The following is a 20,029-nucleotide window of genomic DNA, read 5'->3' as shown; positions in this document are numbered from 1 at the left end:
TCAGCTGGAGTAGGCGCTGTTCTCGTGGACGTAGTCGGCGGTGAGGTCGTTGGTCCACACGGTGGCCTCGGCCTGTCCCGCGTGCAGGTCGGCGGTGATCACGACCTGACGGTCCTTCATGCTGACCAGGTCGCGGTCCTCGCCGACGCCGCCCGACTTGCACACCCAGACGCCGTTGATGGCCACGTCCAGGGCGTCCGGGTCGAAGGCCGCGCTGGTGGTGCCGATCGCGGAGAGCACCCGGCCCCAGTTGGGGTCCTCGCCGTGGACGGCGCACTTGAGCAGGTTGTTGCGGGCGATGGTGCGGGCCACGTCGACGGCCTCGGCCTCGGTGGCGGCGCCCACGACGTCGATCCGGATGTCCTTGCTGGCGCCCTCGGCGTCGCCGACCAGTTGCAGCGCCAGGTCGGCGCAGACGGTGCGGACCGCCTCGGCGAACGCAGCCTGATCCGGCGTCACCCCGCTTGCGCCGGAGGCCAGCAGCAGCACGGTGTCGTTGGTGGACATGCAGCCGTCGGAGTCGACCCGGTCGAAGGTGGTGCGGGTGGCCGAGCGCAGCGCGGTGTCCAGTCGCTGGGCGTCCACCACGGCGTCGGTGGTGAGCACCACCAGCATGGTGGCCAGGCCGGGGGCGAGCATGCCGGCGCCCTTGGCCATGCCGCCGACGGTCCAGCCGTCGGCGTGGGTGACCGCGGCGGTCTTGTGGACGGTGTCGGTGGTCTTGATGGCGACGGCGGCGGCCTCGCCACCGTCCGCGCTGAGCGCGGCGGCTGCGGTGTCCACGCCGGGGAGCAGCTTGTCCATCGGCAGCCGGACCCCGATCAGTCCGGTGGACGCGACGGCCACCTCGGCGGCGTTCAGGCCGAGCACCTCGGCGGTGCGCTCCGCGGTGGCGTGGGTGTCCTGGAAGCCGAGCGGTCCGGTGCAGGCGTTGGCGCCACCGGAGTTGAGGATGACGGCGGAGACGGTGCCGCCCTTGACGACCTGCTCGGACCAGTGCACCGGGGCGGCCTTGACCCGGTTGGAGGTGAAGACCCCGGCGGCGGCGAGGGTGGGTCCGTCGTTGACGACCAGGGCCAGGTCCGGGGTGCCGGAGGCCTTGATGCCGGCGGTGATCCCGGCCGCGCGGAAGCCCTGCGCCGCGGTGACTCCGGTGCCGGACGCTTCGGTGCTGCTGGTGGTGGGGCTGGTCACGGTGCGACTCCAGTCTGCGGAAGGCCGAGTTCCTCGGGCAGCCCGAGGGCGATGTTCATGCTCTGGACGGCGCCGCCGGCCGTCCCCTTGGCGAGGTTGTCGATGGCGCTGACCACGGTGATCCGTCCGACGCTCTCATCCAGGGCGACCTGCACCAGCGCGTGGTTGGAGCCGAGGACGGCGGAGGTGGCGGGCCACTGCCCCTCGGGCAGCAGGTGGACGAAGGGCTCGGCGGCGTACGCCGCACTGTAGGCCTGGCGCAGCCGCTGCGGGGTGGTGCCGGGTCGGGCCTTGACGCTGCAGGTGGCGAGGATGCCGCGGGACATCGGCGCCAGGGTGGGGGTGAACGAGACGGCCACCCGCTCCCCGGCCACCGCCGAGAGGTTCTGCGTCATCTCCGGGGTGTGCCGGTGCACGCCGCCGACGCCGTACGGGCTCATGCTGCCCATCACCTCGCTGCCGAGCAGATGGGTCTTGGCTGCCTTGCCGGCGCCGGAGGTGCCGGAGGCGGCGACCACCACCGCCTCAGGCTCGGCCAGCCCGGCGGCGTAGGCCGGGATCAGGGCGAGGGTGACCGCGGTGGGGTAGCAGCCGGGGACGGCGATCCGCCTGCTGCCCTTCAACGCCTCCCGGGCGCCGGGCAGTTCGGGCAGCCCGTAGGGCCAGGTGCCGGCGTGCGGGGAGCCGTAGAACTTCTCCCACTCGGCGGGGTCGTGCAGCCGGAAGTCGGCGCCGCAGTCGACGATCAGCACGTCCTCGCCCAACTGTGCGGCGACGGCGGCGGACTGACCGTGCGGCAGGCCGAGGAAGACCACGTCGTGGCCGGCCAGCGTCTCGGCGTCGGTGGGCTCCAGGACCCGGTCGGCCAGCGGCAGCAGGTGCGGCTGGAGCCCGCCGAGCCGGGTGCCGGCGTTGGAGCCGCCGGTGAGGGCGCCGATCTCGATCCGCGGGTGGTTCAGCAGCATGCGCAGCACCTCGCCCCCGGCGTAGCCGCTGGCGCCGGCCACCGCCGCCCGGAACATGCCGGGCCGGGACGTGGTGGGCGCACTGGTGGGCGTGACTGCCATGACTCCTCCTCCGCTTCGGGATAACTATACGAAGGAAGGCACATTCATGCAATCAGCTATGCAGTCGGCCCTGCGCTCAGCCGCCGGTCCGCGCGAGCGGGTCCTCCTCGCTGTACGGGCGCAGCCGCAGCGTCCTGGCGTCGTGCTCGCTGATCCGGCCCGCCTGCTCCAGCAGCTCCGGGATGCTGTCCTGGCCCAGGTGCAGGAAGCGCCCGTGCAGCAGGTCCAGACGGCCCCGGGCCGCGTCGGCGACGGTAGAGACCAGCAGGGGGATGCTGCCCCAGTGCAGCATGTCCGCGAACATCGGCATGCCCGCCGTCATCTCGGTGGCCACCGCGCCCGGGCTGATGTCCAGCACGGTCACCCCGTGCGGGCGCAGCGGTCCGGCGACGTTGTCGCTCAGCCGCAGCAGCGCCGCCTTGGAGGTGGCGTACGCCGAGTAGCGCCACTCCGGGCGCAGCGCGAAGCCGGAGTTGAGGTTGACCACCCGGCCGCGCTGGCGCTCCACCATGCCCGGCAGCACGGCCCGCATCATATTGAAGGGCCCGCGCAGATTGGTCTCCACGACCGACCACCACTGCAGCGGGTCCGCCTCCCACAGCGGCACCTCGGCGCGGTCGATCTGTCCGGCGTTGTTGACCAGCAGCCCGACCGGGCCCAGGTCGCGCTCCACGCTGCGCACCGCCTCCCGGACCGCCCCGGGATGGGTGACGTCGGCGGCGACTGCGACGCATTTCACACCCTGCTTCACGCAGGCGCGCAGGGTCTCCGTGAGCGTCTCCCGATGGCGTCCGATCACGCCCAGGTGCATGCCTTCCTCGGCCAGGCCGAGTGCGATCTCCCGTCCGATCCCCCGGCCCGCGCCGGTGATCAGGGCGACCTCTCCTTCGAGCGTCCGCAGGGGCACCCTGGACTCCTCTCGTGGCGCCGGACTGCCATTGTTGATCACCGGGCGGCACCGGCGGCCTCGGACACGCGGGCCGTGACGGAGTAACGTCGGCTCGGTTGATCTGCAGGCTGACCACTCAGCGGGCACGAACGAATGGACTTGATGTGAGCGACATCGCGCGGGTAGGGGTCGTCGGCTGCGGGCTGATGGGGTCGGGGATCGCCGAGGTCTTCGCCCGGGCCGGACTGGACGTCAAGGTCTCCGAGGCGAGCGGCGAGGCCCTGGAGCTCGGCCGCACCCGGCTCACCGGCTCGTTCGACACCGCGGTCAAGCGCGGCAAGCTCACCGAGGAGGAGCGCGACGCGGCGCTGGCCCGGATCTCCTTCACCACCGAACTGGCCGACTTCGCCGACCGCGACCTGGTCATCGAGGCGGTGGCCGAGCGCGAGGACGTCAAGAGCGCGATCTTCCAGACCCTGGACCAGGTGGTGGAGCGGCGCGACGCCATCCTGGCGTCCAACACCTCCTCCATCCCGATCGTGAAGCTGGCCTCGGCCACCTCCCGCCCGGAGCAGGTGCTCGGCATACACTTCTTCAACCCCGCGCCGGTGCAGAAGCTGGTGGAGATCATCCCCACGCTCACCACCTCGGCCGAGACGGTGACCCGCGCCGAGGCCTTCACCCGCGAGGTGCTGGCCAAGGACCCGATCCGGGCCCGCGACCGGGCCGGCTTCGTGGTCAACGCCCTGCTGGTGCCCTACCTGCTCTCCGCCGTCCGGATGTTCGAGTCGGGCGTGGCCACTGCCGAGGACATCGACAAGGGCATGGAGGCCGGCTGCGCCCACCCGATGGGCCCGCTCCGGCTGTGCGACCTGATCGGCTTGGACACCATCGTCTCCATCGCCGAGTCGATGTACCACGAGTACAAGGAGCCCCTGTACGCCGCGCCGCCGCTGCTGCAGCGGATGGTCGACGCCGGCCTCCTCGGCCGCAAGTCCGGCCGGGGCTTCTACCAGTACTGACGTCGGGTCTCAGCCGACGGCGCCGGACCACTCGCCGGGGTGGTCCACCCAGCAGACCCGCTCCGGATCGTCCAGGTCGATGCCGGGGCGGTGCACCTCGACCAGTGCCTCGAACCGCTCCTGGCTGTCGCAGGGCCGGGTGACCACGGTGCCGTCGGCCCGGACGATGCGGACCTGCCGGTCCGGCTCGTCCGGGCTGTAGCCCAGTACATAGACGGCGCAGGTCCCGGGGTCGGCGTCCTGGTCATCGCGGTCCTGGTCATCGAGGCGGTCCAGGGCGAGGTCAAGATCGAGGTCGTCGCTCATGGGCTGAGCCTCCCCCGGGATCAACCAATCCGCATGTCGGGCTGCGGCCGTTCAGTCCTCCGGCCACTCGCCCGGGTGGCCGCCGGCCCAGTGCACCTGGGTCGGGTCGTTGAGGTCCACGTCGGGCCGGAACAGCTTCAACGCGGCCCTGAGGTCGTTCTGGGTGGAGCATGCCTCCCAGAGCGGATCGCCGCCGCCGATGCGCTGCATGCGTACGTGGCGGTGGCGGTCCCACGGGACCAACGGGCTTATCTCGACGGGGTGAACGCTGAGTATCGCCATGACTACACCCTGACTCCCCCCGGCCCCCGCCGCACCTCGGACGGACTCGAACGGATCCGGCTCAGCCCTGCGGCCACTGTCCCGGGCTGCCCACCCAGTGCACCTGCGACTCGTCGCCGAGGTCGAGGTCGGGCCGGAACACGGTCAGCGCGGAGACGAGGTCGGCCCCGGTGGCGCAGGCCTCCCAGACCGGCGCCGAGCCCGGACGCTCGATGCGGACGTGACGGTGCCGGTCGCCGGTCACCAGGGGACCGATCTCTACCGGATACGTGGCGTTTCTGGCCATACCGTCAGCCTCACCCCAAGCGGCGCGGGCCGCACGTCGGGGCGGCCGGGCGGATCAGACGCCCGACCACTCGCCGGGGTGGTCGGCCCAGTAGACCTGTGCCGGGTCGTCCAGGTCGGTGCCCGGACGCTCCAGCGCCACGAAGGCCGCGAACTGGTCCTGGTCCGCGCACAGGGAACGGACGGTGTCGCCGTCCGGGCGCACCACGTGGACGTAGCGGTCGCGGTCCTCGGGGACCAGGGCGCCCACGTAGACGGGCTTGTCGGACTCCGGGTGCTCGCTCATGGCCCCAGCGTCACCCGCGCTGCCGCCGGTCGCACGTCGGACGGGCTCAGGAGGCGGGCTGCGGGGCGGGGGGCGGGGAACCGGCTACGACCCGACCGGCCAGACGCCCCGGTCGCCGTCCCACTGGACCCGCTCCTCGTCGTCCAGGTCCACGGACAGGCCGAGCTGGCCGAGGAACTCCTCGGCCTCGCGCCGGCTGCCGCAGGCCCGAACCGCGGGGATGCCGCCCGGGGTCGAGGCGCTGACCTGCCGGCTGCTCTGGCTGGCGTCGAGCATGCCGATGAATACCGTCGTCTCGCTCATGGCTCCACCCTCGCCCGGCGGCGGGAACCGCGCACGGCGGACGGACTTGCCGGAGCGCCGTCCCAGGTCGGCACGGGTCTGGTAGAAGTAGACGCCATCGCCAGAAGGAGCCCGCACGATGACCCGGCCCGCCCCCGCCGTCGAAGCCATCCGCTCCCGGTACGCCGCCGGTGCCACCGACCGGTGGGAGTCGGCGGACATCGCCACGCTGCTGGCCGAGGTCGACCGGCTGCGGGCGCAGCTGTCCGGCGGCATCGTCGAGTACGCCGTGCAGGCCGTCATCGACGGGCAGCCCCGGGAGATGGTCGAGTACGGCACCGAGCGCGACGCGCTGGAGATCCGGCTCGAACAGCACCGCGACGAGCAACTCTCCGACTACCGGCTGGTGGTGCTGACCCGTCATATCGTCCGCACCGAGTGGATCGAGCAGCCGGACGCCGCGGACCTCTGACGGCCCCCTACCGACAGCCCCCTTCCGAGGGCCCGGAAAACCGTTCGCGGCCCACGGCCGGACCTCCGTAGGCTGCTGTACGGCGGGAACGCCTGGTGGTCGTAGCTCAGTCGGCAGAGCACCGCGTTGTGGACGCGGGTGTCACGGGTTCGAGCCCCGTCGACCACCCTCGATGGTTCGTAGCTCAGCTCGGCCAGAGCAGCCGGCTCCAACCCGGCGTGTCGCAGGTTCGAATCCTGCCGAACCAGCCCAACTGACGTAGCACGAAAAAATCTGCGTTGTCTTCGCGCGTGGAACGTGTCTTACGCTGTCGCAGCGGCCTCCGGCCTGACAACATACGGCTCCAGGAGACCACTGTGGGAGGGAACTGACATGCCGTCCGTGACCATGCGCCGGAAGCGTCCGGTGACCGTCCGCACCCTCCTGTGGACCGGCCTCAACCAGGAGGAGATGACGGAGTTCTGCGGCGGCGCGTTCCGCGTCATCGCCGCGACGGGCCCCGGCAACCCCGGCCAGGACTCGAAGATCACCGCCGAGGTCTTCGACGAGCTCCACTCCACCTGGGTCGGCGTCTACACCGGGCACCATGTGGTCCGCGGCGTCCGCGGCGAGTTCTACCCGATCGACGAGACGGTCCTCAACGAGACCTACGAACCGGCCGACGCGGACCTCTGACCCGGACCACTGGACCCGTGCCGCCGCCGCCCGTGCCGGAACGCGTCAGCATACCCCTCCGGGTGCGCCGACAGGCCGCCCACCTCCCTGATGCCGGTTCCGCCGCCGGGACGCCCTAGGCTGAGGTCATGTCAGATCCTCAACTGATCCGCATCGGCGCACGTTCCTCCCCGATGTCGCTGGCCCAGGTGGAGCGGGTCCGGGCCGAACTGGCCGCCGCGAACCCCGGGATCGCCACCGAGGTCGTCCCGTTCACGACCTCGGGAGACCGCTGGTCGGGCGCGCTGGTGGAGCTCGGCGGCAAGGGCGCCTTCACCCGGGAACTGGACCAGGCGCTGCTCGCCGGGACCATCGACCTGGCCGTGCACTGCGTCAAGGACGTGCCCGGGGACCGGCCGGTGCCGGCCGGGACGGTGTTCGCCGCCTACCTGAAGCGTGACGACCTGCGGGACGCCCTGGTCCACCCGGGCGGCCTGACCCTGGACCGGCTTCCGGCCGGCAGCCGGATCGGCACCTCCTCGGTCCGCCGGGTGGCCCAACTCGCGCAGCGCTGGCCCGAACTGGAGCCGGTGCCGATCCGCGGCAACGCCAACAGCCGACTGGCGAAGCTGGACGCCGGCGTCGTGGACGCGCTGCTGCTGGCCGTCTCCGGGCTGGAGCGGATCGGGGCGCAGGACCGGATCACCGAGATCCTCACGGTGGAGCAGATGATGCCGGCCGTGGGCTCGGGCACCCTCGCCCTGCAGTGCCGCAGCGAGGACGAGGCGGTGGTCGAGGCCGTCGGCGCGCTCAACGACGCCGAGACCTTCCGGCAGACCACCGCCGAGCGGATGCTGCTGCACGTGCTGCAGGGCCACTGCAACTCCCCCATCGCCGCGTTCGCGACCACCGAGCACGACGGCAGGCTGTCGCTGCGGGCCCGGGTCTTCAGCGCGGACGGGAAGACCACGCTGGACGCGCACGAGTGGGACCGCAACGCACTGGCGCTGGGGACGTCGGTGGCGGCGACGCTGCTGCGCCAGGGCGCGCACGAGGTCATCAACGCCATTCCGCACTGATCCGCGCCATTCCGCGCTGATGACCCCCGCTCGACTGCCGACAGGGCCGTCGAGCACACCGTCAGGCCGGGTGGGACTGCCCGCCCTCGACGGTGAGCAGTTCCCCGCCGTCCGGTCCGTGCAGGTCCATCCGGGTCGGCGGGGTGCGGCCGTTGACGGCGTAGTGGTCCCGGATCCGGGCCAGCACGCCGGGCAGCGCCGCCTCGGTGTCCGAGGAGACCGGCCCGTGCTGCAGCCAGTGCAGGCACAGGGTCCAGTCGTCCGGGTCGTCGGGGGCGACGGTCCGCACCGGCTTGGCGGAGACGTCGATGGCGTCGAGGGCGGTGAGGATGGCGGCCATGTCGTCCGGGTGGATCCGGCCGGGGTCGTCCTCCACCAGTGCGTCGGTCATGACTCCCCCTTACCCCGCCCCTGCCGTCACATGCCTAACGAAGCAGCGTCGGCGGGGGCGTGGCTCAGTGGCCGAACAGGTGCACCCCGCGGCTGCGGCGCTTGGTCAGCACCGGCATGGTCGCGGTGTCGTCCTCGCCCGGGTCGGTGGCGGTGCCGGCGTCGACGGTCTTCGCGGCGGCCCGGCGCTCGCGGCGGGCGGCACGCAGTTCGGCGTTGCGGCGGCGCTCGCGGCGGGCGCCCACCGAGACCATCATCAGGGCCAGGCAGAAGACCAGTGCCAGTGCGATTCCCGCGAGGAACGCGCCCAGTGTGTTGACGGTGGCCAGGTGGTGATCGAAGAGGGTGGCCGAGTACTGCGGCCCACCGTCGAGATTGTCGGCGATCAGCACAGTGGCGAAGGCGATGGTTCCGCCCACGAGCAGGAGTCCGAGCAGCAGCATGTCACACCTCGTTGATCCGGTTGGCGTTGCTCCGGTTGACGTCTGCTGCAGCGCGTACCCGGGATGCGGTCGCACTAACGCGCATCACACACCGTGCCCGTGACCTGGTGTGACCTGCTGTGGTGTGACGCAGCGTCAGAGCAGGCCGTGCACGCGGGCGCTGAGGCGGGTGAGGCCCAGCATCGCGTCGATGCTGGGGGTGGCCAGCCCCAGCAGGCCGCCGATCTCGCGCACCGAGCCGACCAGGGCGTCGAGTTCGAGCCTGCGCCCGGCCTGGGCGTCCTGGAGCATGGAGGTCCTGGCCACGCCGAGCTTGCGGGTGACCTGGCTGCGGTCCTCGGGGCTCTGCTCGATCGGGCAGCCGATGCGGGCGCCGATCTCGGCCGCCTCCCGCATGGCGGCATGGCAGAAGGCCATCACCAGTTCGTCGTCGAGGATGAGGTCGCCGGTCGCGCCGGTGAGGGCGGAGACCGGGTTCATCGTCATATTGCCCCAGAGCTTGAACCAGACGTCCCGCTGGATGGCGGTGGACCCGGTCGCCTCCAGCCCCGCGCCGCGCAGCAGCGAGACGAGTTCGCCCACCCGGGGCGAGTCCGTGTTGTCGGGCTCGCCGAGGATCAGCCCCTCGCCCTTGTGGTGGTGCACCAGGCCCGGTTCGGGGGTGCTGCAGCTGACGTGGACCACGCAGCCGACGACCCGGGTGGTCGGGACCGCGGCGGCGATCCGGCCGCCGGGGTCGACCGTGTCCAGGTGCCGGCCCTCGCAGGGGCCGCCGAAGCCGTCGAAGAACCACCAGGGCACGCCGTTGAGGGCGGCGACCACGGCGGTCTCCGGGCCGACCAGGTGGGCGAGGCTGTCCAGGGTGGAGCGGACCGCGTGCGCCTTGACCGCGAGCACCACCACGTCCTGCACGCCCAGTTCGGCAGCGTCGTCGGTGGCCCGGACCGGCGCGGAGGCGACGGCGTCGTCCGGCCGCTCCGCCGACTCCAGCCGCCAGCCGTGCCGGCGCAGCGAGTCCAGGGTCGCGCCGCGCGCGACCGCCGAGGTCTCCACGCCCGCGAGGGCGAGCCTCGCCCCGATGAACCCGCCGACCGCCCCGGCCCCCACCACACAGATCCGCATGGGGTGACGCTACCCCGCAGATGTCGGCCCCGGTCAACCCCGCCTCGGTCGGCCCGGCCCCGGTCGGCTCCCGCTCCGGTCAGCCCCGTACGTGCTGGAGCCAGGCCGGACGGCCGGCGAGGCTCGCCGCCGTGCGCCGCGCCTCGCGCTCGGCCAGTTCCTCGGGGGTGGCGAAGCAGTCCGGCAGCCACTCGGCGGAGCGGCCGGCCCTGGCGGCGAGGTGGCTGACATAGGCCGCACGCTGCAGCTCGGGGGTGTCCAGGCCCGGCTCCGGCTCCAGCCACTCGTCCGGGACCAGCTCGGTGACCTCGCGCAGCAGGTCGACGGTGACCAGCGGCGCCAGGGCCCGGTCCGCCCCGGCGACGTCCGGTGAGTAGCCGCCCAGGGCGTGCTCGGACATCGGGTACTTCCGGCCGACCGCCTCCGCCGCACCGGACCAGCGGTGGTGGAAGATCAGCGCCGCGCCGTGGTCGATCAGCCACAACCGCTGGTGCCACACCATCAGGTTGGGGCTGTGCACGGTGCGGTCGACATTGCCCACCAGGGCGTCGAACCAGACGATCCGGCCGGCCTCGGCGGGCGAGACGTCCACGTCCCGGACCACCCCCGGGGCGAAGTCGCGGGCCCCGGGCAGGAAGTCCATGCCGAGGTTCAGTCCGGCACTGGCCCGCAGCAGGTCCTGCACCTCCGGGTCCGGCTCGTGCACCGCCACCTCGGGGTCGAACCTGACCAGCACCATCTCCGGGACCGGCAGACCCAGCCGCCGTCCCAGCTCGGCGGTGACGACCTCGGCGACCAGCGCCTTGCGGCCCTGTGCGGCGCCGGAGAACTTGACCACATAGGTGCCCAGGTCGTCGGTCTCGACGACACCGGGCAGCGAACCCCCGGCGCGCAGCGGTTCGAGGTACCGCAGCGCGGTCACCTCGGTCAGTCCGCTGTTCGCCCGCACCCGCTCAGCCTCTCGTCCGCCCGGCAGTGGAACCGCCCAGCCGCCGCCCAGTAGTAGTTCCACCATCCGCCACTGCGCCTCCCCCAGCAGGTCAACCATGCCGGTCGGCCGTCGATTCCGTCCGCTTCCGGGACCTGGCGGCACCGGCCCCGGCGCTGCCTTCGAGTGCGTCCAGCAGGTCGACCAGCGTGGCCAACCCGCCACCCTCCCAGACCTCGCCGGTGAAGACGGACTCGGCGACCTCGGCCGCGGTCCGCTCCATCTCGTCCAGCCGCTCCCGACCGGTGGGCGTCAGCGCCGCGTACGCCACCCGGGCGTCGCGCGGGTCGGGCTCGCGGACGACCAGGCCGATCCGCTCCAGCGGGATCAGACCCCGGGTGACGCCGGACGCGGACAGGCCCAGCGCCTGGGCCAGGTCCACCCGGCGCATCCGGCCGCCCTCCGCCTGGCCGAGGCAGCGCAGTACGGCCAGGTCGGCGAAGCTGACCCCGTGCAGCCCGGACAGCCTCGCGTCGAACCGCTTGACCAGCGCCGCCTGGGCCCGAACCAGCCGCAGCGATGTCTCCAGTGCCTCGTTCATGCCTCCACCGTAGCAGAAGCTTGAGCACTCAAGTATTGGCGCAGTACTGTGCCCGGCCCTGTCAGTGGGCAGTGGCGGCCGCCGGACGGCCGCCCACCGCGAGCACCGCCGTCGCCCCCAGCCGACAGCCTGCCGCCGCGGCTGCGGCCGGGTCGGCGCCGTCGAGCAGCGCTGCCAGCAGGCCGCCGGCGAAGGCGTCGCCGGCGCCGGTGGAGTCCAGCGGGACGGCCGCCGGAGCCGGTACCCGGCCGAGCAGCGCACCGTGCTCGGCGAGCAGCGCGCCGGCGGAGCCCAGCTTCAGGGCCACCAGGCAGTGGCAGCGCGCGCTGAGCACGCGGGCCGCGATCGACGGATCGGACTGCCCGGTCAGCGCCCGGGCCTCGTCCAGGTTGGGCAGCAGCAGGTCGACGCCGCCGAGCAGGGCCAGGAACCGGTCCGCACCGAACTCGCGCAGGAAGCCGCTGGACGCCGGGTCCACGCTGACGCCGATCCCCCGGGCGCGGGCCGCCGCCACCGCGACCGCGGCCAGCGCCCGGCCCTCGGCGCCGAACAGCAGGTAGCCGGAGAGGTGCATCCGGCCGACCCCGTCCAGCAGGGCGTCCTGCCAGTCCGACGGGCCCAGCGCGCCGCTGGCGCCGCGGTCGGTCACGAAGGTCCGCTCCCCCGCGCCGTCCACCAGGTCGATGACGACCGCGGTCGGCCGGTCGCGGTCCACCCGCAGGCAGGTCTCCACACCGCCGCGGGCCAGCGCCTCGCGGTGCCAGTCGGCCGAGTCGGCGCCGACCCGGGACAGCAGCCGCGCCGGTACGCCCGCGTGGGCCGCCCAGGCCGCGGTGTTGGCGGCGGATCCGCCGGGACGGACCGCGATCCGCGCCGAGGTGTCGGTGTCCGGGCTCAGCGGCTTGGCGTGCAGCGCCACCACATCGGTGACCAGGTCGCCCACCACCAGCAGGGCCTGAGCCGGCGTCACCTGGGCAGTGGTCACCTGCGCAGTGGCCGCCTGACCGGTGGTCAACTGAGCGCCGCGTGGCTGCGGGCGATCTTCGCCGCCAGCGCGACATTGCCCCGCACCGCGGCGAGATTGGCCTCCAGGGAGGCGCCGTCGGTGTGCTTCACCAGGTAGCCGAGCAGGAACGGGGTGACCGCCTGGCCGGTGATCCCCTGGCGTTCGGCGGCGCGCAGCGCCTTGGCGAGGACCCGGTCGTGCAGTTCGGGGTCGAGCTGTTCAGCCTCGGGCACCGGGTTGCCGACCACCAGCGCGGTGAGGTCGGCGTTCAGCTGCCAGCGGGCCCGCATCAGCTCCGCCACCTGCTCCGGGGTGTCCAGCGTCCAGTCCACCGGCAGTCCGGAGCTGCGCAGGTAGAAGCCGGGGAACTCGGTGGTCCGGTAGCCGACGACGCCCACGTTCAGCGTCTCCAGGCGCTGCAGCGTCGCCGGGACGTCCAGGATGGACTTCACCCCCGCGCACACCACCGTGATCGGCACCCGGGCCAGCAGCCCCAGGTCGGCGGACTCGTCCTGCAGGGTCGTCCAGTCCCGGTGCACTCCGCCGAGGCCGCCGGTGGCGAACACCGCGATCCCGGCCGAATGGGCCAGGAAGGCCGTCGCCGACACCGTGGTCGCCCCGCTGGCGCCGAGCGCCACGGCCGGGGCCAGATCGCGGAAGCCCAGCTTGCGCAGGGACTCGTCGTTGGCGACCCGCTCCAGCTCGTCCTTGCCGAGTCCGACCCTGGCCACCCCGTCCAGCACCGCGATGGTGGCCGGCACCGCCCCGCCCGCCCGGACGGCTGCCTCCAGCTCCCGGGCGACCTCCAGGTTCCGGGGGCGCGGCAGCCCGTGCGAGATGATCGTCGACTCCAGCGCCACCACCGGGCGGCCCCGCTCCACGGCTTTTCGGACCTCGTCGGACAGGCGTATCGGGGCGGGACTGGACGGCATGGGGCCTCCTGGCGCAAGAACGTTCCTGCCCCTGATCCTGTCGCCCGCCGCCACGGCTCAAACCGCCCGGCCCGAACCCGCTCGCTGCGAACCGGTGCGGTCGGAACCCGCAGCACAACGGCGGCCCGCCCCCGGAATCCGGGAACGGGCCGCCGTGCTGCCTGCGGTGCGTCAGCCGCGCGCGGTCGCGCCGGTGCGGCTCACGGCCTCGGCGACGGCCGCCTCGCGGGCCGCCGACGCCTCCTCGGCGGTGAGGGTGCGGTCGGCGGCGCGGAACCGCAGCGCGTACGCCAGCGACTTCTTGTCCGCGCCGATCTGCTCGCCGGTGTAGACGTCGAACAGCCGCAGCGACTCCAGCAGCGGTCCGGCGCCGGACCGCAGCGCGGCCTCCACCTCGGCGGCCGGCACGGTGGCGTCCACGACCAGGGCGACGTCCTGGGTGGCGACCGGGAAGCCGGAGATCCTCGGCCCCTCGACATGGCCGCCGCCGTCGGCCGTCAGCAGCTCGACGTCCAGTTCCATCGCGCAGGTGCGCTCCGGCAGGTGCAGCGCCTTGACGGTGCGCGGGTGCAGCTCGCCCGCGTGGCCGACCAGCCGGTCGCCCACGTAGAGGGCGGCGCAGCGGCCCGGGTGCCAGGGCGCGTGCCGGTCCTGGCGGACCGTCAGCTCGACCCCGGCGGCGGCCGCCACGGTACGGGCCGACTCGACCGCGTCGGCCCAGGTCGCCGCGCGGCCCTTGCCCCACCAGCCGTCGGGCTCGCGGTTGCCGGCCAGGACGGTGGCGACCCGCCGCGGCTGGCGCGGCAGCGCGGCGTTGAGCTGCGCGATCTCCTCGTCGGTGGGACGGCGGTCGACCGGCAGCCGCGGCGCATTGAACAGCGCCTCCGGGTCGGTGCCGTCCACCCGGAAGGCCAGGCCCTGCTCGAACAGCGCCACGTCCGTCGCGCCCCGGCCGACATTGCGGCGCAGCGCCGCCAGCAGGCCCGGCAGCAGCGTGGTGCGCAGCGACGGCTCCTCGTCGGAGATCGGGTTGGCCAGCTGCACCGTCGTCCGGCGCGGGTCGTCCGCGTCGAGCCCGAAGGCGTCGAGCACGGCCTCGCCGATGAACGGGTAGTTCAGCACCTCGACGTAGCCGGCCCCGGCCAGCGCCAGACCGGTACGGCGGCGCAGCCGCTGGGACTCGGTCAGGCCGGTGCCCGCGGGCGGCGTCGGCAGCGTGGAGGGCAGCTCGGCGTAGCCCTCCAGCCGGATGACCTCCTCGGCGAGGTCGTTGGGGTCGGTCAGGTCCGGCCGCCAGCTCGGCGGGGTGACCACCAGCACGTCGCCGCCGACCACGGTGCAGCCGACCTCCTGGAGCCGGCGCACCACGGTCTCGCGGCCGTACTCCTGCCCGGCCACCCGGTCCGGGTGGTCCGCGGCGATGGTGATGCTGTGCACCGGGTGCGGGGCGGCGATGTCGGTGACCCCGGCCTCGGCGGTGCCGCCGGCGACCAGCACCAGCAGGTCCACGGCGCGCTGCGCGGCGGCCTTGCCGGCCTCCGGGTCCACGCCGCGCTCGAAGCGCTTGGCGGCCTCGGAGGGCAGCTTGTGCCGGCGCACGCTGCGGGCGATGGCGACCGGCGCGAAGTGCGCGGCCTCGATGACGACCTCGGTGGTGCCGTCGACCCGGCCGGTCTCCGGGTCCTCGACCGCGGTGGCGATCTCGGTGCCGGCGCCGCCCATGACCCCGGCCAGGCCGATCGGCCCGGAGTTGTCGCAGATCAGCAGGTCCTCGACGTCCAGGGTGCGCTCGACGCCGTCCAGGGTGCGCAGCTTCTCGCCCGCGCGGGCGCGGCGCACCGTGATCGCGCCGTCGATCCGGCTGCGGTCGTAGGCGTGCAGCGGCTGCCCGAGCTCCAGCATCACGTAGTTGGTGATGTCCACGGCCAGCGAGATCGGGCGCATCCCGGCCTTCTGGATCCGGCGCTGCATCCACAGCGGGGACAGCGCGGTCGGCTCGATGCCGATGACGCTGCGGGCCACGAAGCGGTCGCAGCCGGCCTGGTCCTCGACCTTGACCAGCGGGCCGTAGGCGTTGGCCGGCGGCACGTCCAGCAGCGCCGGGTCGCTCAGCGGCAGGCCGTAGGCGATGGCGGCCTCGCGGGCGACGCCGCGCACCGACAGGCAGTAGCCGCGGTCGGCGGTGACGGCGATGTCCAGGACCTCGTCCACCAGCTCCAGCAGCTCGACGGCGTCGGTGCCGGGCACGTACTCGGCCGGCAGCACGATGATGCCGTCGTGCTCGTCGCCCATGCCCAGCTCGCGGGCCGAGCAGATCATGCCCTCGGAGGTGTGGCCGTAGGTCTGCCGCGCCGAGATCGGGAACGGGCCGGGCAGCACCGCGCCGGGGAGCACCACGACGACCTTGTCGCCGACGGCGAAGTTGCGGGCGCCGCAGACGATGTTCTGCGGCTCGCCGGTGCCGTTGGCGTCGCCGACGTCGACCTGGCAGTAGCGGATCGGCTTCTTGAAGCCGGTGAGCTCCTCGATGGCCAGGACCTTGCCGACCACCAGCGGGCCCTTGAGGTCGCCGCCGAGCTGCTCGACGGTCTCGACCTCCAGGCCGGCCCGGACCAGCCGGTCGGCCACGTCGCGGCCGGTCTCGCCTGCGGGCAGGTCGACGTACTCCCGCAGCCAGGAAAGCGGGACGCGCATCAGATCTCCATCCCGAACGGAAGGGTGAAGCGCACGTCACCCTCCACGATGTCTCGCATGTCTTCGACGTTGTGGCGGAACATCAGCAGTCGCTCGATGCCGAAGCCGAACGCGAAGCCGCTGTACTTGTTGGGGTCGATGCCGCAGGCGATCAGCACCCGCGGGTTGACCATCCCGCAGCCGCCCAGCTCGATCCAGCCCTCGGAGGAGCAGGTGCGGCAGGGGCGGTCCGGGTTGCCGACGGACTCGCCGCGGCAGTGGAAGCACACCATGTCCATCTCGGCGGACGGCTCGGTGAACGGGAAGTAGTTGGGGCGCAGCCGGGTCTTCATGCCCTCGCCGAAGAGCGAGACCACCATGTGGTCCAGGGTGCCCTTGAGGTCGGCCATGGTCAGGCCCTCGTCCACGGCCAGCAACTCGATCTGGCTGAAGACCGGGGTGTGGGTGGCGTCCAGCTCGTCGGAGCGGAACACCCGGCCCGGGCAGATCACGTAGATCGGCGGCTCGGAGGCGGCCAGCATGGAGCGGATCTGCACGCCGGAGGTGTGCGTCCGCAGCACCACCCCGTCGGTGGGCTGCCCGGTCGCGTCCTTGAGGAAGAAGGTGTCCTGGGTGGAGCGCGCCGGGTGGTCCGGGCCCATGTTGAGGGCGTCGAAGTTCAGCCACTCGGCCTCGACCTCGGGGCCCTCGGCGATGGCGTAGCCCATGGAGGTGAAGATGTCGCCGAGCCGCTCGGACAGGGTCGTCAGCGGGTGCCGGGCGCCGCGCGGGGCGCGGTCGTACGGGAGGGTGACGTCCACGGCCTCCTCGGTGAGCACCCGGGCGTCCCGCTCGGCCTCCAGCACGGCGCGGCGCTCGGCGAGGGCCTTGTTGACGGCTCCGCGGGCCTGGCCGACCCGCTGGCCCGCCTCCTTCTTGGCCTGCGGCGGCAGCGCGCCGATCTCGCGGTTGGCCAGGGACAGCGGGGAGCGGTCACCGGTGTGGGCGACCTTGGCTTCCTGCAGCGCGGCGAGGTCGGCGGCGGCCTCGAACGCGGCCAGCGCCTCGTCCCGCAGACGCTCGATCTCTTCCGGCTTCAACGCCTCAACCTCGACCGGGTCGTAGGACTTGTTCGGTGCGGACATCCCTCTTCTTCCCATGCTCCTGCGTGGTTCAGCGCACGGCGCCAAAGGCCGAGTCTACTGAGGTTCTGGAGTCGGCAGCGCCCGCTTGCCCTCCGCGACGGGCCGGGGACGTACCGGTCAGGACGGGACGTACCGCTCAGGCCATGAAGTCGGGGATGCCCGCGGGCAGGATAAATCGGAACCTGGCGCCGCCCTCGGGCACCCGGTCCACCGCGATGCTGCCGCCGTGGGCCTCGACGATGCCCTTGACGATGTAGAGGCCCAGGCCGGTGCCGCCGCGCTTGCTGCCGCGCCAGAAGCGGGTGAAGACGCGCGGGATGGACTCCTCGGGGATGCCGGGGCCCTGGTCGCTCACCGTCACCGCCGTCCCTTCGCGCAGTTGGCCGGAGGCGAGGACCGCCTTGTCCGGCTCGACCTCGATGGTGACAGTTCCCTCACCGTGGCGCACCGCGTTTTCCAGCAGGTTGCCCAGCACCTGGTCGACCTTGTCGGCGTCCGCCCACAGCGGGGGCAGCGGCTCGTTGACCCGGATCACGAAGCGCTCCGGGGCGACCCCGGCGGCGATCTTCCCCTCCACGTGGCGGCGCAGCGCCTGCGGCAGGTCGACCTTCTGCCGGCGGATCTCCAGCCGTCCGGCGTCGATCCTGGAGATGTCGAGCAGTTCGGCGATCAGCCGGGTGACCCGGTTGGCGTCCGCGTCCACCGTCTCCAGCATCAGCTTCTTCTGGTCGTCGGTGAACCGCTCCCACTTCTGCAGCAGGGTCGCGGTGAAGCCCTTGACGCTGGTCAGCGGGGAGCGCAGCTCATGGGCGACGGTGGCGATCAGCTCGGCGTGGCTGCGCTCGGTGCGGCGCCTGGCCTCGGTGCCGCGCAGCGCGACCACCACCCGGCGCACCGGTCCGGTGCCCTCGCGCAGGTAGCGGGCCGAGACCAGCACCTCGCGGCCGCCGGGCAGCAGCAGATTGCGTTCCGGCTGGCCGGTGCGTATCCGCAGGCCGCCGTAGGGGTCCAGCAGCGGCCACCAGCGGCGGCCCTCCAGATCCTCTAAAGGCAGGGCCTCGGCCAGTGGCCGGCCCAGCGCCTGTTCCCGGCTGATCCCGCTGATCCGGGCGGCCGCGGAGTTGAAGCAGACGACCACCCCGTCGGCGTCCGCGACGACCAGCCCGTCCGGCAGGTCCTCCGGATCGAGGCCCGGCAGGACAGCGCGGGTTGACGCACGGAGCTGCCGCGTGTCGGTCATGGCCGCCCTCCCCTCCGGATGCCGCCGTGGTCACCCTAGCGAACCAGGCCCTGGGAGCGGCACCCGGCGGGGGCACGCTGTGCGCGCGCGGAGGCGTAGAGGCACACCGCGGCGGCGGTCGCGAGGTTGAGGCTCTCTGCGTGCCCGTGGATCGGGACCCGGACCACCTCGTCGGCCAGTGCCCGGGTGGGCTCGGGCAGGCCCCATGCCTCGTTGCCGAAGACCCAGGCGGTCGGGCCGCCCAGGGTGCCGTCGTCCAGCTCCTGGTCCAGGTCGCGCTTGCCGGCGCCGTCCGCCGCCAGGATCCGCACCCCGGCCGCGCGCAGTCCGGCCACGGCCTGCGCCACCGGCACCCCCACGGCCACCGGCAGGTGGTAGAGGCTGCCGACCGAGGCCCTGACGGCCTTGGGGTTGTAGAGGTCGACCGAGGCGTCGGTGAGCACCACCGCGTCGGCCCCGGCGGCGTCGGCCGTGCGCAGCACCGTCCCGGCGTTCCCGGGGTCGCGGACGTGGGCCAGCACCGCGACCAGCCTGGGTCCTGCGGCCAGCACCTGCTCGAAGGAGGTGTCCACGAAGCGGCAGACGGCGGCGATCCCCTGCGGGGTGACGGTCTGGCAGACCGCCTCGATCACCTCGTCGGTGGCGGTCAGCACCGGCACCCGGGCGGCCCTTGCGTCGGCCAGCAGGTCGGCATGGCGCTCGGCAGCCTCGGCTGTGGTGTAGATCTCCACCACGGCGTGCTCGCCGCCCGGCAGCGTGCCGTACGCCACGGCCTCGCGGACGGCCTGCGGACCCTCGGCGACGAAGCGGCGCTCCTTGCCGCGCTGGGCCCGGCGGGAGAGCCTGCGGGCGGCGGTGACCCTGGTCGAGCGCAGCGAGGTCAGCTCGGGGGCGGGGTGGGGCTGCTGGGGCATCGCTTGCTCTCACTTCGGCTAACGGGAACGGACCCGCAAGGGGTGATCCCCCTACGGGTCCGTTCTCGGATGGCGCTTGCTGCGACAGAGGCCGGCGGAGAGCCGGCTCAGGCAGTCGCTCAGGCGGCGACGCGGGGCGCGTTGACGTCGGCCGGGAGGGCCTTCTGCGCGACCTCGACCAGCGCGGCGAACGCGGTGGCGTCGTGCACGGCGAGCTCGGCGAGCATCTTGCGGTCGATCTCGACGCTGGCCAGCTTCAGGCCCTGGATCAGGCGGTTGTACGTCATGCCGTTCGCACGCGCCGCAGCGTTGATGCGCTGGATCCACAGCTGACGGAAGTCGCCCTTGCGCTTCTTCCGGTCGTTGTAGTTGTAGACGAAGGAGTGGGTGACCTGCTCCTTGGCCTTGCGGTACAGGCGCGAGCGCTGGCCGCGGTAACCGCTGGCGCGCTCGAGGATGACCCGGCGCTTCTTGTGGGCGTTTACTGCCCGCTTGACGCGTGCCACGTTGTTACTCCTTGGTGAGGACCGCGGTCTGTCTCACACGGTCCGGTTACGAATGGGTCGAGGGGATCGGCTGCGCGGGGCGCAGGATCACTTGCCGAGAAGCTTCTTGACCTTCTTGGCGTCAGCCGGGGAGACCTCGACCGTGCCGGCAAGGCGACGGGTCAGCGTGGACGCCTTGTGCTCGAGGTAGTGGCGACGGCCGGCGCGCTGGCGCAGCACCTTGCCGGAGCCAGTGATCTTGAAGCGCTTGCTGGCACCGGAGTGCGTCTTGTTCTTCGGCATGTCGCCGTACTCTCCTCGTCGGTCCGCTC

General features: G+C 72.9%; 25 protein-coding genes and 2 tRNA genes. 6 read left to right on the top strand and 21 right to left on the bottom strand.

Annotated features, from left to right (window positions below; genetic code table 11):
* The 3 genes from argJ to IF29_RS0137220 form a co-directional block, all read right to left on the bottom strand.
* Entirely contained in the window at window positions 1–1,194 is a 1,194-nt protein-coding gene (gene argJ / locus IF29_RS0137230; protein ID WP_030265337.1) for a bifunctional glutamate N-acetyltransferase/amino-acid acetyltransferase ArgJ, read from the bottom strand.
* A complete protein-coding gene (gene argC, locus IF29_RS0137225) occupies window positions 1,191–2,261 on the bottom strand; it encodes an N-acetyl-gamma-glutamyl-phosphate reductase (protein WP_232242785.1) in 1,071 nt (356 codons plus the stop codon). The genes argJ and argC overlap by 4 nt, the downstream gene beginning before the upstream one ends.
* 76 nt (window positions 2,262–2,337) lie before the next feature.
* Entirely contained in the window at window positions 2,338–3,168 is an 831-nt protein-coding gene (locus IF29_RS0137220) for an SDR family NAD(P)-dependent oxidoreductase (protein ID WP_051726530.1), read from the bottom strand.
* Window positions 3,169–3,314: 146 nt separating this feature from the next.
* Between IF29_RS0137220 and IF29_RS0137215 the strand changes: the two genes are divergently transcribed.
* Window positions 3,315–4,172, top strand: coding sequence for a 3-hydroxybutyryl-CoA dehydrogenase (locus tag IF29_RS0137215; RefSeq protein ID WP_030265327.1), 858 nt, complete (start codon window positions 3,315–3,317; stop codon window positions 4,170–4,172).
* Between the two features lie 9 nt (window positions 4,173–4,181).
* Here IF29_RS0137215 and IF29_RS0137210 read toward each other — a convergent pair whose 3' ends face one another.
* The 5 genes from IF29_RS0137210 to IF29_RS46550 all read right to left on the bottom strand — a co-directional run bounded on the left by IF29_RS0137210 (window position 4,182) and on the right by IF29_RS46550 (window position 5,634).
* Window positions 4,182–4,478 carry a hypothetical protein gene (locus IF29_RS0137210; protein ID WP_030265324.1) on the bottom strand — a complete coding sequence of 99 codons (297 nt, stop codon included), beginning with the start codon at window positions 4,476–4,478 and terminating at the stop codon, window positions 4,182–4,184.
* A gap of 51 nt (window positions 4,479–4,529) precedes the next feature.
* Complete coding sequence (locus IF29_RS0137205; protein ID WP_030265321.1) at window positions 4,530–4,760, bottom strand: hypothetical protein; 231 nt, start codon at window positions 4,758–4,760, stop codon at window positions 4,530–4,532.
* 61 nt (window positions 4,761–4,821) lie between these two features.
* On the bottom strand, window positions 4,822–5,046 hold the full coding sequence (locus tag IF29_RS0137200) for a hypothetical protein (RefSeq protein WP_030265318.1): 225 nt from the start codon (window positions 5,044–5,046) through the stop codon (window positions 4,822–4,824).
* A 54-nt stretch (window positions 5,047–5,100) separates the two neighbouring features.
* Window positions 5,101–5,331, bottom strand: a complete 231-nt coding sequence (locus IF29_RS0137195; protein WP_030265315.1) for a hypothetical protein — start codon at window positions 5,329–5,331, stop codon at window positions 5,101–5,103.
* Window positions 5,332–5,415: 84 nt separating this feature from the next.
* Complete coding sequence (locus IF29_RS46550) at window positions 5,416–5,634, bottom strand: hypothetical protein (RefSeq protein WP_157624124.1); 219 nt, start codon at window positions 5,632–5,634, stop codon at window positions 5,416–5,418.
* 118 nt (window positions 5,635–5,752) lie between these two features.
* On the opposite strand from IF29_RS46550, the gene IF29_RS0137185 reads away from it, so the two are divergent.
* The 5 genes from IF29_RS0137185 (at window position 5,753) to hemC (ending at window position 7,818) form a co-directional block, all read left to right on the top strand.
* Complete coding sequence (locus IF29_RS0137185; RefSeq protein WP_030265310.1) at window positions 5,753–6,085, top strand: valyl-tRNA synthetase; 333 nt, start codon at window positions 5,753–5,755, stop codon at window positions 6,083–6,085.
* Window positions 6,086–6,180: 95 nt separating this feature from the next.
* A tRNA-His gene (locus tag IF29_RS0137180) sits at window positions 6,181–6,253 on the top strand.
* A gap of 5 nt (window positions 6,254–6,258) precedes the next feature.
* Window positions 6,259–6,333 (top strand) — tRNA-Trp (locus tag IF29_RS0137175).
* A gap of 124 nt (window positions 6,334–6,457) precedes the next feature.
* Window positions 6,458–6,760 (top strand): hypothetical protein, encoded by a 303-nt coding sequence (locus IF29_RS0137170; RefSeq protein WP_030265307.1) that lies wholly within the window; start codon window positions 6,458–6,460, stop codon window positions 6,758–6,760.
* Window positions 6,761–6,888: 128 nt separating this feature from the next.
* A complete protein-coding gene (gene hemC, locus IF29_RS0137165) occupies window positions 6,889–7,818 on the top strand; it encodes a hydroxymethylbilane synthase (RefSeq protein ID WP_030265304.1) in 930 nt (309 codons plus the stop codon).
* 61 nt (window positions 7,819–7,879) lie between these two features.
* On the opposite strand, the gene IF29_RS0137160 is transcribed toward hemC, so the two are convergent.
* The 13 genes from IF29_RS0137160 to rpmI all read right to left on the bottom strand — a co-directional run bounded on the left by IF29_RS0137160 (window position 7,880) and on the right by rpmI (window position 20,000).
* The gene (locus IF29_RS0137160) at window positions 7,880–8,209 is read right to left on the bottom strand and encodes a hypothetical protein (protein ID WP_030265301.1); all 330 of its coding nucleotides are present in this window, start codon (window positions 8,207–8,209) and stop codon (window positions 7,880–7,882) included.
* Window positions 8,210–8,273: 64 nt separating this feature from the next.
* Window positions 8,274–8,651, bottom strand: coding sequence for a hypothetical protein (locus IF29_RS47165; RefSeq protein WP_063757702.1), 378 nt, complete (start codon window positions 8,649–8,651; stop codon window positions 8,274–8,276).
* Between the two features lie 135 nt (window positions 8,652–8,786).
* Window positions 8,787–9,773 (bottom strand): 2-dehydropantoate 2-reductase, encoded by a 987-nt coding sequence (locus tag IF29_RS0137150; RefSeq protein WP_030265295.1) that lies wholly within the window; start codon window positions 9,771–9,773, stop codon window positions 8,787–8,789.
* A 79-nt stretch (window positions 9,774–9,852) separates the two neighbouring features.
* A complete protein-coding gene (locus IF29_RS0137145; protein WP_232242783.1) occupies window positions 9,853–10,821 on the bottom strand; it encodes a HipA family kinase in 969 nt (322 codons plus the stop codon).
* Window positions 10,814–11,302: a MarR family winged helix-turn-helix transcriptional regulator gene (locus IF29_RS0137140; RefSeq protein WP_051726529.1), complete on the bottom strand. Its 489-nt coding sequence runs from the start codon at window positions 11,300–11,302 to the stop codon at window positions 10,814–10,816. Before IF29_RS0137140 ends, IF29_RS0137145 begins: the two co-directional genes overlap by 8 nt.
* Window positions 11,303–11,363: 61 nt before the next feature.
* A complete protein-coding gene (locus IF29_RS0137135) occupies window positions 11,364–12,287 on the bottom strand; it encodes a carbohydrate kinase family protein (protein ID WP_030265282.1) in 924 nt (307 codons plus the stop codon).
* A gap of 26 nt (window positions 12,288–12,313) precedes the next feature.
* Complete coding sequence (locus IF29_RS0137130; RefSeq protein WP_030265279.1) at window positions 12,314–13,240, bottom strand: pseudouridine-5'-phosphate glycosidase; 927 nt, start codon at window positions 13,238–13,240, stop codon at window positions 12,314–12,316.
* Between the two features lie 171 nt (window positions 13,241–13,411).
* Window positions 13,412–15,934, bottom strand: a complete 2,523-nt coding sequence (pheT, locus tag IF29_RS0137125) for a phenylalanine--tRNA ligase subunit beta (RefSeq protein WP_030265276.1) — start codon at window positions 15,932–15,934, stop codon at window positions 13,412–13,414.
* Window positions 15,934–17,058, bottom strand: coding sequence for a phenylalanine--tRNA ligase subunit alpha (gene pheS, locus IF29_RS0137120; protein ID WP_030265271.1), 1,125 nt, complete (start codon window positions 17,056–17,058; stop codon window positions 15,934–15,936). Before pheS ends, pheT begins: the two co-directional genes overlap by 1 nt.
* 136 nt (window positions 17,059–17,194) lie before the next feature.
* Window positions 17,195–18,298 (bottom strand): sensor histidine kinase, encoded by a 1,104-nt coding sequence (locus tag IF29_RS0137115; RefSeq protein ID WP_037598133.1) that lies wholly within the window; start codon window positions 18,296–18,298, stop codon window positions 17,195–17,197.
* Window positions 18,299–18,333: 35 nt separating this feature from the next.
* Window positions 18,334–19,212 (bottom strand): TrmH family RNA methyltransferase, encoded by an 879-nt coding sequence (locus IF29_RS0137110; protein WP_030265267.1) that lies wholly within the window; start codon window positions 19,210–19,212, stop codon window positions 18,334–18,336.
* 119 nt (window positions 19,213–19,331) lie between these two features.
* Window positions 19,332–19,718, bottom strand: a complete 387-nt coding sequence (gene rplT, locus IF29_RS0137105; protein ID WP_030265265.1) for a 50S ribosomal protein L20 — start codon at window positions 19,716–19,718, stop codon at window positions 19,332–19,334.
* Window positions 19,719–19,805: 87 nt separating this feature from the next.
* Entirely contained in the window at window positions 19,806–20,000 is a 195-nt protein-coding gene (gene rpmI / locus IF29_RS0137100) for a 50S ribosomal protein L35 (RefSeq protein ID WP_030265264.1), read from the bottom strand.
* Window positions 20,001–20,029 lie beyond the last annotated feature (29 nt).

Source organism: Streptacidiphilus jeojiense (assembly GCF_000719095.1).
Lineage (GTDB): Bacteria > Actinomycetota > Actinomycetes > Streptomycetales > Streptomycetaceae > Streptacidiphilus > Streptacidiphilus jeojiensis.
Note: the sequence above shows the minus strand (reverse complement) of the source record. Positions and strands in the feature narration are given on the sequence as shown.